At 76.4% G+C, this 14,059-nt stretch carries 12 protein-coding genes and 1 pseudogene; 2 read left to right on the top strand and 11 right to left on the bottom strand.

Annotation, left to right across the window (positions count from 1 at the left end; genetic code table 11):
* Positions 1 to 60: 60 nt before the first annotated feature.
* The 11 genes and pseudogenes from ACSDG8_RS07165 to ACSDG8_RS07115 all read right to left on the bottom strand — a co-directional run bounded on the left by ACSDG8_RS07165 (position 61) and on the right by ACSDG8_RS07115 (position 12,812).
* Entirely contained in the window at positions 61 to 918 is an 858-nt protein-coding gene (locus ACSDG8_RS07165) for an alpha/beta hydrolase family protein (RefSeq protein WP_210899423.1), read from the bottom strand.
* Positions 919 to 941: 23 nt separating this feature from the next.
* Positions 942 to 1,922, bottom strand: a complete 981-nt coding sequence (locus tag ACSDG8_RS07160; protein ID WP_210899421.1) for a glycosyltransferase family 9 protein — start codon at positions 1,920 to 1,922, stop codon at positions 942 to 944.
* Positions 1,919 to 2,614, bottom strand: a complete 696-nt coding sequence (locus ACSDG8_RS07155) for an SDR family oxidoreductase (RefSeq protein ID WP_247679591.1) — start codon at positions 2,612 to 2,614, stop codon at positions 1,919 to 1,921. Before ACSDG8_RS07155 ends, ACSDG8_RS07160 begins: the two co-directional genes overlap by 4 nt.
* 21 nt (positions 2,615 to 2,635) lie before the next feature.
* Entirely contained in the window at positions 2,636 to 4,039 is a 1,404-nt protein-coding gene (locus tag ACSDG8_RS07150; protein WP_210899416.1) for a PfkB family carbohydrate kinase, read from the bottom strand.
* Between the two features lie 341 nt (positions 4,040 to 4,380).
* Positions 4,381 to 4,953: pseudogene (locus ACSDG8_RS07145) on the bottom strand (D-sedoheptulose-7-phosphate isomerase); the annotation flags it as partial.
* A complete protein-coding gene (locus ACSDG8_RS07140) occupies positions 4,953 to 6,170 on the bottom strand; it encodes a glycosyltransferase (RefSeq protein ID WP_210899414.1) in 1,218 nt (405 codons plus the stop codon). The gene ACSDG8_RS07140 and the pseudogene ACSDG8_RS07145, both read right to left, overlap by 1 nt.
* On the bottom strand, positions 6,155 to 7,138 hold the full coding sequence (locus tag ACSDG8_RS07135) for a glycosyltransferase (protein WP_210899412.1): 984 nt from the start codon (positions 7,136 to 7,138) through the stop codon (positions 6,155 to 6,157). Before ACSDG8_RS07135 ends, ACSDG8_RS07140 begins: the two co-directional genes overlap by 16 nt.
* A gap of 51 nt (positions 7,139 to 7,189) precedes the next feature.
* Positions 7,190 to 8,773 carry an HAD-IIIA family hydrolase gene (locus ACSDG8_RS07130; protein ID WP_439427741.1) on the bottom strand — a complete coding sequence of 528 codons (1,584 nt, stop codon included), beginning with the start codon at positions 8,771 to 8,773 and terminating at the stop codon, positions 7,190 to 7,192.
* Complete coding sequence (locus ACSDG8_RS07125) at positions 8,773 to 9,789, bottom strand: glycosyltransferase family 2 protein (protein WP_439427740.1); 1,017 nt, start codon at positions 9,787 to 9,789, stop codon at positions 8,773 to 8,775. The genes ACSDG8_RS07130 and ACSDG8_RS07125 overlap by 1 nt, the downstream gene beginning before the upstream one ends.
* The gene (locus ACSDG8_RS07120; protein ID WP_210899403.1) at positions 9,786 to 11,438 is read right to left on the bottom strand and encodes a carbamoyltransferase family protein; all 1,653 of its coding nucleotides are present in this window, start codon (positions 11,436 to 11,438) and stop codon (positions 9,786 to 9,788) included. The genes ACSDG8_RS07125 and ACSDG8_RS07120 overlap by 4 nt, the downstream gene beginning before the upstream one ends.
* Before the next feature lie 162 nt (positions 11,439 to 11,600).
* The gene (locus ACSDG8_RS07115; protein WP_210899401.1) at positions 11,601 to 12,812 is read right to left on the bottom strand and encodes a globin domain-containing protein; all 1,212 of its coding nucleotides are present in this window, start codon (positions 12,810 to 12,812) and stop codon (positions 11,601 to 11,603) included.
* 154 nt (positions 12,813 to 12,966) lie between these two features.
* Between ACSDG8_RS07115 and ACSDG8_RS07110 the strand changes: the two genes are divergently transcribed.
* Complete coding sequence (locus ACSDG8_RS07110; RefSeq protein WP_210899399.1) at positions 12,967 to 13,404, top strand: RrF2 family transcriptional regulator; 438 nt, start codon at positions 12,967 to 12,969, stop codon at positions 13,402 to 13,404.
* The gene (locus ACSDG8_RS07105; protein WP_210899397.1) at positions 13,404 to 14,036 is read left to right on the top strand and encodes a class I SAM-dependent methyltransferase; all 633 of its coding nucleotides are present in this window, start codon (positions 13,404 to 13,406) and stop codon (positions 14,034 to 14,036) included. Before ACSDG8_RS07110 ends, ACSDG8_RS07105 begins: the two co-directional genes overlap by 1 nt.
* Positions 14,037 to 14,059 lie beyond the last annotated feature (23 nt).

Raw genomic sequence — 14,059 nt, 5'->3', positions numbered from 1 at the left:
TCCGCCGTGTTCGGGCGGTGCGGCATACCCACGATCGGGCGACTCACGCCCGGGCGTGGCTCAGCGGCGGGGGAGCGTGTCCGCGAACGCGGCGATCCGGGCGGCCAGCGGCGCCGACGCGCGTACCCAGGTGAAATGGTCCAGCGGCGCGCCCGCCTCGGCGACCGTGTAGCGGTGCCGCGTCACCGGCGCGCCGGCCAGCTTCTCGCAGAGGTGGTCGAGTGTCTCGTGCGGCGTGTACTGGTCGTCGTCGACGCTGACCGCGAGTACCGGGGTGCGGATGCGCCGCACGGCGGCCTCCGCGTCCACGCCGTCCAGCGCCGGGAACCGGCCGGTGCGGGCGGTGTGCGCCCAGTCCCGGATCACGCCGGCGGCCTGCCGGCCGCCGAAACCCCAGCCGGGCCAGACGCCGAGCAGCCGCGCCGTCGCCGCGATCCCCTGGGTGTACGGCAGCACGCCCCACCCGCGCAGGCCCGGGTACCGCCGCCACCACGGCAGACCCACCGCCACCAGGGCCAGCCCGTCGACCCGGTCGGCGTCGTGCAGCGCCTGGTGCAGCACCGCCACCTGACCGCCGAGGGAGTGCCCGAGCAGCACCCGGGTCCGCCCGTCCAGCCGGGGCTTGAGCGCGTCGAGCACGGCCCCGACGTCGGTGGACATCTCCTGGTAGCCGTACCGGCAGGCGCGCGACGGCGCGGGGGTGCTCTCGCCGGTGCCGCGCAGGTCGGCCACGATCACCGCCAGCCCGGCGTCACGCAGCGCGGCGGCGAACGGCCGGTAGTAGCGGGCCCGCACGCCCATGGCCGGCCAGATCAGCACCACCGGCGCGCCGGGCGGACCGGCCGGCTCCGGGTAGATCTGCACGCCGATGCGCGCGCCGTCGACGTCCACGAACTCCTGGGTGTACTCCCCGCTCACCCGGATCAGCGTACGGCCCGAACCTACCGGCGGGTAGCAAGGGGTGGGCGGTTCCGCTGCGCGGGCGCGGACGGGCGGTGGCGCGCGGCCCGCTCCACCCGCTCCACGGCCGCCAGGACGGCCGGCACGTCCAGCGCGGCGAGCGCCGGGTGCACGCCGTCGCCGGGAGCGGTCGGACCCGGCCCGGCCCACAGCGCCTCGTGCCACGGCCGGTCCGGCGGCGGTCCCCACCACGACGGCGGCACCGGGCCGAACAGCAGCACCGACGGGGTGGCGTAGGCGGTGGCCAGGTGGCCGACGCCGGTGTCGCCGCAGAGCACCAGCCGGGCGTACGCGACGAGCGCGGCCAGCTCGCCCACGTCGGTCGCCCCGGCCAGCACCGCGTCCCCTGGTAGCCCGGCCGCCCGGGCCACCGCCCCGGCCAGCTCCCGCTCGCCGGGACTGCCGGTGACGACCACCCGGTGCCCGCGCCCGGCCAGTTCCCGCGCCACCGCCGAGAAGCGCGCCACCGGCCAGCGCCGCGCCGCCGCCTTCGCCCCGGGATGCACGATCGTCACGCCGGTCGGCAACCCGCCCGGCTCGGGGCGGCGCAACGCCAGGTCGGCGCGGTCGGCGGGCACGCCGTACCAGGCCAGCATCCGGCACCAGCGGTCCACCTCGTGCTCGTCGGCCCGCCACGGCGGCCCGTCCGGCACGCCCGCCTCCGGGTTGGCGAACGCCAGCAGCCGGCCCGGCCGCAGCGCGGCCAGCATCAGGTGCGACTGCGGGCCCCGGCCGTGCAGGTTGACAGCCACCTCCGGCGGCGGGCCGGACCAGGGCAGCGGGCCCAGCCCGTCCGCGTACACCTGCCGGTCCACACCGCCCACCAGGTCCACCAGCGGCGCCAGCCAGCGCGGCGCGACCAGCGCCAGCTCCTTGCCGGGGTACGCGGCGCGTAACGCGCGCAGCGCCGGCACCCCGGTCGCGAGGTCACCGACGCCGAGCGCCCGCAGCACGAGGATCACGGGTACGACGACTCCTGCTCGGCGCAGACCACCATCTCGCGTACGGCGCAGCCGGGCGGCTGGGCCAACGCGAACATGACCGCCTGCGCGGTGTCGGCCGGGTCGTTGAGGATCGCGTCCGGACCGGGCTTGTACTTCTCGTCCCGCTCGTCGAAGAACGCGGTACGCATCCCGCCCGGGATCAGCAGCGTCACGCCCACGGCGCCGGCCAGCTCGGCGGCGAGCGCCCGGGTGAAGCCGACAACTCCGAACTTCGCCGCGCAGTACGCGGTCGCGTCGCTCACCGCCTTCACGCCCAGCGTCGACGCCACCGTCACCACTGTGCCGTGCGCCCGTTCCAGCTCCGGCAGCGCCGCCCGGATCACCGCGGCGGTGCCGAGCAGGTTGATCGACACGATGCGGTCCCAGGTGGCGCCGTCGACGTCGGCCAGCCGCCCGGGCACGTCCATGCCGGCCGCTGTCACCACGCCGGTCAGCTCACCGGCCTGCTCGGCGATCCGCCGGGTGGCCGCCTCGGCGGCGCGGGGGTCGGCCAGGTCGCACTCGACCCAGGGCACGCCGTCGGCCGGCGCGCGGCGGTCCAGCACGTACGGCCGCCCGCCCGCCTTGGCGACCGCCGCCACGACCGCCGCGCCGAGCCCGCTGGCCCCGCCCGTGACGAGGACCGCGCGGCCGTTGATGTCCCTGCTCATGCCGGACTCCTTCTCGCTCGTTCAGACCACAGTTCGGACCAGGTGCAGGCCGCGCTGGCGCGCGGCCGAGATGGTGCCGGTGGTGGACCGGCCCGCCAGGTAGGGGACGGTCACCACCCGGCCGCCCCAGCGGCGGACCAGTTCCGCCTCGGGCAGCTCGACGTCGCCGTAGTCGCCGCCCTTGACCCAGACGTCCGGGCGCAGCCGGGCCAGCACCTGGTGCGGTGTGGGCTCGTCGAAGACCACCACCGCGTCGACGCAGTCCAGCGCCGCCAGCAGCCGGGCCCGGTCCCCGGCCGGGTTGACCGGGCGGTCCGGGCCCTTGAGCCCGCGCACGCTGCTGTCGGAGTTGAGGCAGACGATCAGGCAGTCACCGAGACGCCGGGCCGCGCGCAGCGTGGACAGGTGCCCGGCGTGCAGGATGTCGAAGCAGCCACCGGTGGCGACCACCGTGCCGCCGTCGGCGCGTACCCGGGCGATCAGGTCCTCGGCGGTGCGCGCCGGGTCAGGGCCGGCGGCCGTCTCCCGCTTTCGGCGCAGCCCGGCCGCGCCACCCGCCGCCACGTACGCCGACGCGGCCTCGACCGCCGCGCGGACCGCCTCGGCGAGCGGCGCGCCCTCGCCGAGCGCCAGCGCGGCGGCGGCGGCGAACCGGTCGCCGGCCCCGCAGGTGTCCTCGACGTGCTCCGGCACGGACGCCGGGGGCAGCACCACCGGCGTGCCGCCGGCATGGCACAGCACCGCCCCGTCCGGTCCCATGGTCACCGCCACGGCGCCGACCCGCCACCGGCGGCGCAGCTCCTGACCGGCCCGGGTGGCGGTGGTCAGCGCCGAGCCGCCGCCCGCGTCGCCGGTGACCCGGCGCAGCTCGTCCAGGTTGGGTGTGGTCAGCCGGGTGCCGGACACCGGGGCCGGGCCGCGCGGGTGCGGGTCCCAGACCACCGGGGCGCTCGCCTCGGCCAGCGCGGCCCGCAGCGCCGGCTGCCGCAGCAGGCCGCGCCCGTAGTCGCTGACCAGGATCGCGCCGGCCCGCCCGAGCAGCTCCCGGACCGCCGGCGACGGCTCACCGGGCGGCTGCGGATCGCCGCCGCGGTCCAGCCGCAGGAGGGTCTGCCCACCGGCCCGGAGCCGGATCTTCTCGGCGGTCGCGCCGGGCAGGCGCATCGGGTAGAGCGCCACGTCCGCGTCGGTCAGCAGCTCCGCCAGGCGTACGCCGCCGGCGTCGTCGGCGAGGGCGGTGACGAGCGCGACCTCACCGCCGTCGGCGGCCGCGAGCAGGGCGGCCAGCCCCGCGCCGCCCGGCCGGTCGGTGGCGGTGCGCTCGTCGAGCACCGGCGCCGGGGCGTCCGGGCAGATCCGGCTCACAGTGCCGTCCACGTCGCGGTCCAGCAGCGTGTCGCCGACGACCACGAGCGGGCCGTTCACGACTGCACCCAGCCGGTGCCGGTGTCGCCGTCGCGGCGGCGCCCGTTCGCCGCGTGACCGTTCGCGGGCGCGAAGCCGTTCGTGCCGTGCCCGTTCGTGCCGTGCCCGTTCGGCCCGTGTCCGTTCGTCGCGTGTCCGTTCGGGCCGCGGCCGTTCAGGCCGTGGCCGTTCGGGGCGTGGCCGTTCGGGGCGTGGCCGTTGGCGCCGTGCGGCGCCGCGCCGTCGACCCCGGCCAGCACCAGGCCGTCCCACCCGGGTCGGTCCGGCCCGCCCTCGGCCGCCGTCCGGCCGGTCACGGACACGGGATCTACCGGCCGCCACGGCGCGTGCGGAAGCTGACGGACCAGCGGCAGCGCCCGGTCGACGTACTCGCAGAGCAGATGCGTCGAGACCAGGTGCAGCTCCTGGACGACCTGGCTGTCCGGCGACGGCACGGCCAGCACGTCGTGGCAGAGGTCGGCGAGGGGGTTGGGGGCGGGTCCGGTGAAGGCCCAGGTACGCAGGCCGGTCTGGTGGGCGGCGTGGGCGGCGGTGAGGAGGTTGGTGCTGGTGCCGCTGGTGGTGAGGAGCAGGAGGATGTCGTGGGGTCGGCCGTGGGCGCGGACCTGGCGGGCGAAGGTTTCGTCGTATCCGTAGTCGTTGGCGATGGCGGTGAGGGCGCTGGTTTCGGCGTGTAGTGCGATGGCGGACAGGGGTTGTCGGTCGTGGCGGAGTTTGCCGACGAGTTCGGCGGTGAGGTGTTGGGCTTCGGCGGCGCTGCCGCCGTTGCCGGCCACCAGCAGCCGCCCGCCCCGGACCAGCGTCCAGGCCAGCTCCGTCGCCCAGGACTCCAGCCGCTGCGCCTCCCGCCGGTACGGCAGCAGGGCCGAGGCCAGCCCGGTCAGGTGGGTGTCGAGTGGGTCGAGACCGGTCATCAGGCCACCGCCGTTGTGGGCCGGGCCGCGCCGACGAGCGTGCCGTAGACCGCGCCGAGCTGTTCGGCGCAGCGCTTCCAGGAGTACCGGCTGCGGATGCGGTCCAGCGCGGCGGTGGCGTACGCGAAGCGGCGCACGTTGTCGCCGAGCAGCCGGCGCAGCGCGGTGCCCAGCGCCCGGGGGTCACGCGGCGGCACCAGGTCACCGGTGAGCCCGTCCACCACGCTGTCGGCGATGCCGCCCACGTTCGTGCCGATCACCGGCACGCCGCAGGCCATGCCCTCCAGCGGGGTGAGCCCGAACGGCTCGTACCAGGGGGCGGCGACGAGCACGTCCGCCGACCGGTACCAGGCGCCCATCTCCTCGCGCGGCACGCCGCCGAGCAGCCGTACCCGGTCGGCCACGCCGCAGGACTCGGCGAGCGCGGACAGCCGGCGGGCGAACGAGTCGGCGGGCAGCAGGTCGGCCGGCGGGCCGCCGACCACCACGCACTCCGCGTCCGGCACCGCGGGCAGCGCCCGGACCACGTCGAGGAAACCCTTGCGCTCGACCATCCGGCCGACGGTGAGGATGCGCGGGCGGGCCGGGTCGCGCGGCGCGACCGGGCCGTCCGGGCGGAACACCGCCTCGTTGACGCCGGACGGGACCAGCGCCATCCGGGACCGGGGCACGCCCATCCGCACCAGCTCGGCGACCTCGTCGGAGCACTGCACGACGACCCGGTCCACGGCCCGGCCGAGGGCCCGTTCGTAGCCGATCCGCCCCGGTGGACTGGTGTCCCGGGCGCCCTGGTGGCGGCGCTTGACGGTGCCGAGCGCGTGGTACGTCAGCACGGTCGGCACCCCCGTACGGCGGCCGGCGTGCACAGTGGCCAGTCCGCTCATCCAGAAGTGCGCGTGCGCCACGTCCGGCGTCCAGCCGCCGCGGCGCCAGGTGTCCGCCAGCCAGCTGCCGAACTCGCCCATGTACGGCAGCAGCTCGTCCTTCGGCACCCGGTGGGCGGGACCGGCCGGCACGTGCCACACCTCGTAGCCGTCCGGCGCGGGAACCGCCTCGGGCAGCGCGGGGGAGTCGCGGCGGGTGTAGACGCGGACGTCGTGGCCCGCGCCGACGAGCGCGGACGCGAGTTCCGCGACGTGCGTGTTCTGGCCGCCGGCGTCCTCCTCGCCGAGGGCGGCGAGCGGGCTGGCGTGTTCGGAAATCATCGCGATGCGCATGTCTCCTCCTCCAAGATCCGGTCCCAGTCGGCGAGGAAGCGGTCCAGGCCGAACCGTTCCTTCGCCACCTCGCGTGCGCGTGCCCCGAGCCGGTACGCGGCGTCGGCGTCCTCGGCCAGCCAGCGCGCCGCCTCGACGAGCGTGTCGATCCGGGTGGACAGCACCCCGGCGTCCGGTGGGACGGCTTCCACCGCTTCCGTGGTGGCCAGCGCCACCACGGGCATGCCCATGGTCATGGCCTCGATGAGGCTGAGGCCCAGTGAGGTCCAGCGGCACAGGTGCAGGTAGGCGCGCCGCCGGGCGAGTTCGGCGTGCATGGCGTGCTGCGGCAGGTCCTCGTGCCCGGTCACCGGCAGGCCCGGGAAGCCCGCCGCGGTGAGCGCGTCCGGCAGCCCGGCCACGCCCATGCCGAACACGTCGAGCGGGGCGACCGTCGCGAAGCGCGGCATCAGGTCGGTGCCGGTGACCCGCCAGCGGCGTACCGGCTCGTTCGTGACGACGGCGAGGCGGTTCAGCTCACCGGTCCATTCCACGGCCGGCGGTACGACGCCGTGGTCGACCACAGTGGTGCGGGTGCCACCGTTGTCCCAGAAGAGCTGGTTGAACGCGGTGACGTGGGTCAGCAGCAGGTCGTCGCGGTCGGCCATCGGGTGCCGGGTGGTGGGCACGTCGCCCTTGGGGGTGTTGTGCTCGACGTAGATCGCGGGCAGGTCACGGCCGGGACGGCGGCCGAGCCACTCGGCGGCCAGGTCGAACTCCTCGGGACGTTGCAGGACGACCACGTCGACGTCGGCGTCCCGCAGGGTCTCGGGAGTGACCTCGACGACGCTGTCCGGCCACGGATAGGTGCGCGCCCGGCCGCGCCCGTACGGTCCGCGGTCCGGGGTGACCGGCACGAGGTAGCGGTGCCTGCCGTGCACGAAGGACGTCGTCCAGGAGCCGTGCACGTGCCACAGCAGAACGTTCATCTCTCTCCTCGGAGGGGGGCGGTGCGGGTACGGGACTGCGGCAGGGGCCGGTCAGCCGGGCGCGAGCGTGCGGACGGCGGCGACCACCGCGCCCGGGTCGAGACCGCCCAGGCACGGGTGCCCGGGGACCGGGCAGGTGGTGGCGCGGGTGTCCCGGCAGGGCGCGGCCGCGTCACCGAGCCGGACCGTCGGCACCCGGTAGGGCGCCCACTGCCCGAACGGCACCGTGGGCGCGAAGAGACTCACCACTGGAGTGCCGACCGCCGCGGCCAGGTGCGCGGGCCCGGTGTTGCCCACCACCAGGCAGCGGGCGCCGGCCAGCAGCCGGGCGAGCCCGGCCAGGTCCGTCGTCCCACCCAGGTCGACGCCGCCCGCCGCGGCGACGAGCGCGGTCAGATCCCGCTCGTCCGGGCCGCCGGTGACCAGCACCCGGTGCCCGTCGGCGGCCAGCGCGGCCACGATCCGCGCCCAGAGCCGCGGCGGGCAGGCCCGGGCGGGCACCGACGCGCCGGGATGCGCCACGACGTACTCGCCGCGCGGCGGTTCCCGGTCCGGTCCGAGCCGCACCCGCAGGGCGGGCTCGTCGTGGTCGGGCAGCGCGAATCCGGCGGCGGCGGCGAGGGACAGGGCGCGTTCGGGCTCGGGTACGCCGGCCGGGACGCGGTGGCGGACGTCGAGCAGGCTGCCGGGGTAGTCGTCGCTGATGGCGCTGATCCGGGGCACTCCGGCCAGGCGCAGCAGCAGCGCGAGGGGCAGCGGTGACTGGTGGAAGGAGGTGAAGATGACGGCTTCGTCGGCGCGTACGGCGGCGAGCCGGCCGGTGAGCGCGCGCATGTCGTCCGGGTCCACCGGCGCGGGGGAGCCGTCGATCCAGGGCAGCGGCCACTCGATAATCTCGTCCACGCCGGGCAGCAGGTCGGCCGCGGCCCGGCCGCGTGGCCCGCACAGCAGCACCACCCGCTGCGCCCCGGCCGCCACCGCGCGGATGCCGGGCCCGGTCACCAGCACGTCCCCGGCCGAGTCGCTGCGGACCACGAGCACGGTGCCGGTCCGCCGGGGCGTCGCTGGTCGGACCGCGTCCAGGCGGCGCAGGATCTCGTCCACCGCGCCGGGCAGGTTCGCGCACACGGCCGGGGCGGCGGCCACCTCCTCCGGCCGGGTGACAGGCGTCGGCACCAGCACGCCTGTCGCGCCGGCGGCCAGCGCGGCGGTCATGTCCCGGCCGATGTCGCCGACGAGCACGCACCGGGCCGCCGTGGTGCCGAGCGCGCGCGCCGCCTCGTGCACCAGGCCGGGCGCGGGTTTGCGGCAGGCGCAGCGGTCGCCGTCGTCGTGCGGGCAGATCGCCCAGTGGTCGAAGGGGCCGAGCAGCTCCTCGATCCGGGTGTGCACGGCCCGCATCTGCGCCTCGGTGAACAGGCCCCGGGCCAGGCCGGACTGGTTCGTCACGACGGCCAGCCGCAGCCCGGCGGCACGCAACCGGTCCAGCGCCTCTCGGGCACCCGGCAGCGGCCGTACCTTCTCCGGGTCGCCGTTGTACGGCACGTCCTCGACCAGTGTGCCGTCCCGGTCCAGCAGCACCGCGTCGTACAGCCCGCGTGCCGGGGACCCGGCGGGTAAGCCGGTGGTGGACATCAGCGGCCGTCCCCGGCCGGCACGGCACGGGCGCGCCACCAGCCGCGTACCCAGTGGAGCGTGGCCAGCGGCGGGATGAGCGCGCTGGTGACGAGCATGGTGGCCACCTCGTCGCGGGTGCGCGGGCCGGGCGCGATCCGGGCCCGGGCGAACTCGGCGGTCCCGGCCGCCCAGCCGAGCGCGGCCAGCCCGCCGGCTACGCCGAGTGTCCGCCGCGCCGGGCGCCGGACGGCGGCGCGCGCCGCGACGGCCACGAGGGCCACCGCGGCGGCGGCGGTGATCGCCGCGTGCCGGGGCCGCCGTCCCGGCGGCAGGTCCAGGTCGGCGCGCCAGCGGCGGCCGTAGCGGCGGCGCAGCAGCGCGTCGTCGGCGTTGCCCCGCTGGGTGCGCAGGCTCACCCAGCGGCTCTCCGGACGCACCGGGTGGGTGACCCGCCGCTCGCCGCGCACCAGCTGCCATCCGGCGCGGCGGACCCGGTGGGCCAGCTCCGCGTCCTCCCGGTAGGCGCGCGGGAACCGCTCGTCGAACCCGCCGACGGCGGCGAGCGCGGCCCGCCGGTATGCCATGTCCGCGGTGATCCACCGCCCGTCGGCCAGCCCGGCGGTGCCGCGTTCCCAGTCGGTCGGGCGCCGGTGCGCCGGCAGCGGCACCTGCACCACGCCCTGCACGCCGCCGACCCGCCCGGCCACGGCCAGATCGGCGCGCAGCCGTGCCACCCAGTCCGGCGCCGGGACCACGTCGTCGTCCAGGAAGACCACCCATTCGCCCCGGGCCGCACGCCACCCCAGGTTCCGGGCGGCCGCCGGGCCCGCGCCGCGCCCGGTCAGCACCTTCGTGTACGCGGTCAGCGCCCCCGGCACTGCGAGCTCCCCGGCGTCCTCGCCCCGGTCGTCGACCAGCAGCAGTTCGACGCCGGTCGTGTCGTCGCGCCCGTTCTCGCCCAGTTGGGCGGCGAGCGCCTCCAGCAGCGCGGCCAGGCTGGGGCGGCCCAGCGTGGGCACGACGAGGCTGATCACCGGTCACCGTCGAACGCCCGCCGGCGCACCGCGAACGGGCCGAGCGCGAGCAGGTCGACCGGCGCGGAGCCGAACAGCTCCATCGCCTCGCGCGGCGTGTCCACCATGGGCCGCCCGGCGGTGTTCAGCGACGTGTTCACCACCACCGGCAGCCCGGTACGCCGCTCGAACTCGGCCAGCATCTCGGCCACCAGCGGCTCGGTCTCCGCGTGCACGGTCTGCACCCGGGCGGTGCCGTCCACGTGGGTGACGGCCGGGATGCGGTCCCGCCACTGCGGCTTCACCCGGTGCACGAACAGCATGTACGGGCTCGGGTACACGCCCTCGAACACCTCGGGGAAGCGTTCCGCGCGCACCATCGGCGCGATCGGGCGGAACTGCTCGCGGCCCTTGACGTCGTTCATCCGGCGGGTGGTGTCCCGGTCGCCGGGGTGGGCGAGCAGCGACCGGTGACCGAGCGCGCGCGGCCCGTACTCGCTGCGCCCCTGGTACCAGGCGACGATGCCGTTGCCGGCGAGCACCTCCGCCGCCTCGGCGGCGATCGACTCCGGCCGCGTGTACGGCAGCGCCGCGCGGCGCAGCTCCGCCTCCAGTTCCTCGTCCGACCAGCCCCGGCCCAGGTCCACGCCGGTCATCGGGGCGGTCCGGTCGCCGAGTTCGGTAGCGACGTGCAGCGCCGCGCCGAGCGCCGTGCCCGCGTCACCGGCGGCCGGCTGCACCCACACGTCGCGGTACGGGCCCTCGGCGGCGATCCGCGCGTTCGCCACACAGTTCAGCGCCACACCGCCCGCCATGGCGAGGGTGCGCGCGCCGCCGGAGGCGTCGTACAGCCAGCGGGCCAGGTCGAGCACGACCTCCTCCAGCCGCCGCTGCACGCTGGCGGCCAGGTCGGCGTGCGCCTCACCCGGTTCCGTGCCGGCCTCGACGCGCTTGGCCAGGCCCGCCCAGTCGATCCGCTCCACCCGGAATCCGCCGTCGTCGGTGACCCGGACCAGTTCGCGCAGCGTGTCGAGGTGCTTCGGCGTGCCGTAGGAGGCCAGCGCCATCACCTTGTACTCGTCGCTGGAGTGCAGGAAGCCCAGGTGCCGGGTCAGGTCCTCGTAGAGCAGGCCGAGCGAGTGGGGGAGTTCCTGCGAGCGCAGCGGCGACAGCCGCCCGTCGCGGTAGACGCCGGCCAGGTGGCTGGCGACCTCGCCCCGGCCGTCGAGCACCAGCACCGCCGTGTCGTCCCCGGCCGGCGGCGCGGCCAGCCCGGCGGAGGCGGCGTGCGCCACGTGGTGGGGCACGAACCGCACCTTCTCCGGGTCGAGGCCGGGCAGCGCGGCGGCGAGGAACTGCGGCGCCCGCCGCGCGTAGTCCACCCGCAGCCCGTCCCACGGGTCGGCGAGTCCCAGCTCGGCCGCGTCCCGGCACAGGCCGGGATCGAAGGAGTACGCGACCGCGTCGAGCCGGTCGACGTCGATGCCCGCGCTGGCCAGGCACCACGCGGCGGACAGTTCGGGCAGCTCCCACGCGGAGAAAGGCACCGGTCGCTTGCCGTGCTTGCGACGGCTGAACCGCTCCTCTTCGGCGGCGGCCACGACCCGGCCGTCGACCACCAGGGCGGCGGCCGGATCGTGGAAGATCGCGTTGATGCCGAGGACACGCATGGGAGGACCCGTACCCTCGTGATCCGCCCCTAACCTGTAGATCATCGACTTCCCCGGGCCGTGCTGCCTCCGGTGTGGAGGTTTCCGGGCCCTGGTAAGGCATCGACGCGCGTCCTCGCGAAGAAAAAGGGTTCGAAGAAGTCCTGTTTCGCGGCGGGGCGGTCAGCCCGGCAGCATCCCGGGGCCGAACACCTCGTAGGCGATCCGCTCGCCCGGCACCCCCCGGCGCAGCAGGTTGGCCCGGACCAGGTTCATGAACGCGACCGGGCCGCACAGGTGCGCGGTCACCCCGGCGGGCAGCGCGAGCCGGTCCGGGGCGATCAGCCCGGCGGACACCTCCGCCTTCAGGCCCGGCAGGTCGGCCCCGGCGGCGTCGAGATACCAGAGGTGGACGGTCAGGTTCGGCAGCCGCTGCTGGAGCGCGGGCAGCTCCGACCGCAGCGCGTGCGCCTCGGCGGCGCGGTCGGCGTGCGCCAGCGTCACCCGTCGTCCCGGGTCCCGGTCGGCCAGGTGCGCCAGCGCGGCCATCGCCGGGGTGAGCCCGATGCCGGCGCTGGCCAGCAGCAGCGGCCCGTCGCCGCCGGCCGCGTCCACCTCGCCGAACGCCGGGCTGAGCCGCAGCGTGTCGCCGACCGCCACCCGCTCGTGCAGGTGACCGGAGACCATCCCGTCGGGCGCGCCGCCCGTGCCGCGTACCCGCTTCACGGTGATCCGCCACTGGTCGGCGCCGGGGCGGCCGGAGAGGCTGTACTGGCGGATCTGCTGTCCCCGGCCGCCGTCCAGGTCGACGGCGACCGAGACGTACCGGCCGGGGGTGAAGCCGGGCGCGGCGCCGCCGTCGGCCGGCGCGAGGGTGAGCGAGACGACGTCGGCGCTCTCCAGGGTCCGGCCGGTCACCCGCCAGTCCCGCCATACCGGAGCGCCCTCGGGTACGCCGGCGCCCGCGTAGAGCCGCGCCTCGCGGGCGATCAGTTCGCAGGCCAGCAGCCAGTAGACCTCGTCCCAGGCGGCGGCCACCTCCGCGGTGACGGCGTCGCCGAGCACCTCGCCGACGGCGGCGAGCAGGTGCCGGCCGACGATCGGGTACTGGGTGGCGGTGATGCCGAGCGAGGCGTGCTTGTGCGCGATCCGGTCCAGGACCGGCCCCCACGGCAGGCCGGTGTCGCCGGTCAGGTGCGCCGCGTACGCGACCACCGCCGAGGCGAGGGCGGCCTTCTGCGCCCCGGTGGCCTGGTTGCCCCGGTTGAACAGGTCCAGCAGGTCCGGGTGGGCGTCGAACATCCGCTGGTAGAAGCGGCCGGTGATGGCCTCGCCGTGTGCCCGTACGACGGGCAGGGTGGCGGTCACGACTGCGGCCGAGGATTCCGAGAGCACTACCGAATCTCCTTCCGGGACTCAAACAGGTCGATCCCCACGAAACAGGTATTCAGAATTCCTCTTTAGGGTCGAAGGTCCCGGGAGCGTGGTGGCATGGGTCACCGTGAATCTGCTTGTGTCGCTGACGACGCCGAATGGCTAGGGTCGGTGCGTGAGGCTCAACCGGTCGACCGACATGGCGTTGCGGATCGCCATGCTCACCGCCGCGTCCCCGGTCCGGGCCACAGTCGACGAACTCGCCACCCGGCTCGCGCTGCCCCGCAGCCACGTCGCCAAGGTGGTGCAGCGGCTGCAACGCATCGGCGTCCTGGTGACCATCCGGGGCCGCTCCGGCGGCGTCGCCTTCGCCGAACACGCCGGTGACCTCACCGTCGGCCAGGTGGTCAGTGCCTTCGAGGGCGACGGCGAGGTGGTCAACTGCGCGCAGCCGGTCTGCCCGCTGATCGCCGAGTGCCGGCTGCGCGGTGAGCTGCGCCGCGCGCAGGCCGCCTTCCTCGCCGTGCTCGACGGGGTACGCCTCGGCGACCTGGTGGACGGATCCGCCGGCCCGCTCCTGCTCAGCCTCGGCGCCCCACCGGCCGGTCGCTGATGGCCGTCTCCCATCCGGTCTTCGCCCGGCTCTTCGCCCGCGCCAGCGTCGCCATGGACGAGGCCGGCATGGCCGGGCACCGCGTCCGCCTGGTCGCCGGGCTGCGCGGCCGGGTGGTCGAGGTCGGCGCCGGCAACGGGCGCAACCTGACGCACTACCCGGCGGGCGTGACCGGAGTGCTCGCCGTCGAGCCGGAACCGCTCCTGCGCGCGCTGGCCCGCGCCGCCGCTCCCGGCGCACCGGTGCCGGTGACCGTCGCCGCCGGACTGGCCGAGCAGCTGCCGGTCGCCGACGGCGCCGCCGACGCGGTGGTGCTGTCGCTGGTGCTCTGCTCGGTGCCGGACCAGGCGGTGGCGCTGCGCGAGGCGCGTCGGGTGCTGCGCCCCGGCGGCGAGCTGCGCTTCTACGAACACGTGGTGGCGCAGACGCCGGGCCTGCGCCGGGTCCAGCGCCTCGCCGACGCCACGCTCTGGCCGCTGTTCTGCGCCGGCTGCCACACCGCCCGGGACACGGTGGCGGCGATCGGGGCGGCCGGGTTCACGGTGACGCGGCTGGACCGGTTCCGCTTCCCGCCGACCGGGCTCCCGGCCCCGGCGTCGCCGCACGTGCTCGGCACCGCGATCCGGGCCTGACGCCGGCCGGCGCCCCGCGCCGC

The sequence above is a fragment of the Micromonospora sp. LA-10 genome (assembly GCF_051853095.1).
Classification (GTDB): domain Bacteria; phylum Actinomycetota; class Actinomycetes; order Mycobacteriales; family Micromonosporaceae; genus Micromonospora; species Micromonospora echinospora_A.
The sequence above is the reverse complement of the archived record's forward strand: the minus strand, read 5'-3'. Positions and strand labels throughout refer to the sequence as shown.

Coding starts and splice junctions, on each gene's coding strand:
- ACSDG8_RS07130 (WP_439427741.1), bottom strand. CDS start 8,773: ATGTCCACCACCGGCTTACCCGCCGGGTCCCCGGCACGCGGGCTGTAC.
- ACSDG8_RS07155 (WP_247679591.1), bottom strand. CDS start 2,614: ATGAGCAGGGACATCAACGGCCGCGCGGTCCTCGTCACGGGCGGGGCC.
- ACSDG8_RS07135 (WP_210899412.1), bottom strand. CDS start 7,138: ATGAACGTTCTGCTGTGGCACGTGCACGGCTCCTGGACGACGTCCTTC.
- ACSDG8_RS07120 (WP_210899403.1), bottom strand. CDS start 11,438: ATGCGTGTCCTCGGCATCAACGCGATCTTCCACGATCCGGCCGCCGCC.
- ACSDG8_RS07105 (WP_210899397.1), top strand. CDS start 13,404: ATGGCCGTCTCCCATCCGGTCTTCGCCCGGCTCTTCGCCCGCGCCAGC.
- ACSDG8_RS07140 (WP_210899414.1), bottom strand. CDS start 6,170: ATGCGCATCGCGATGATTTCCGAACACGCCAGCCCGCTCGCCGCCCTC.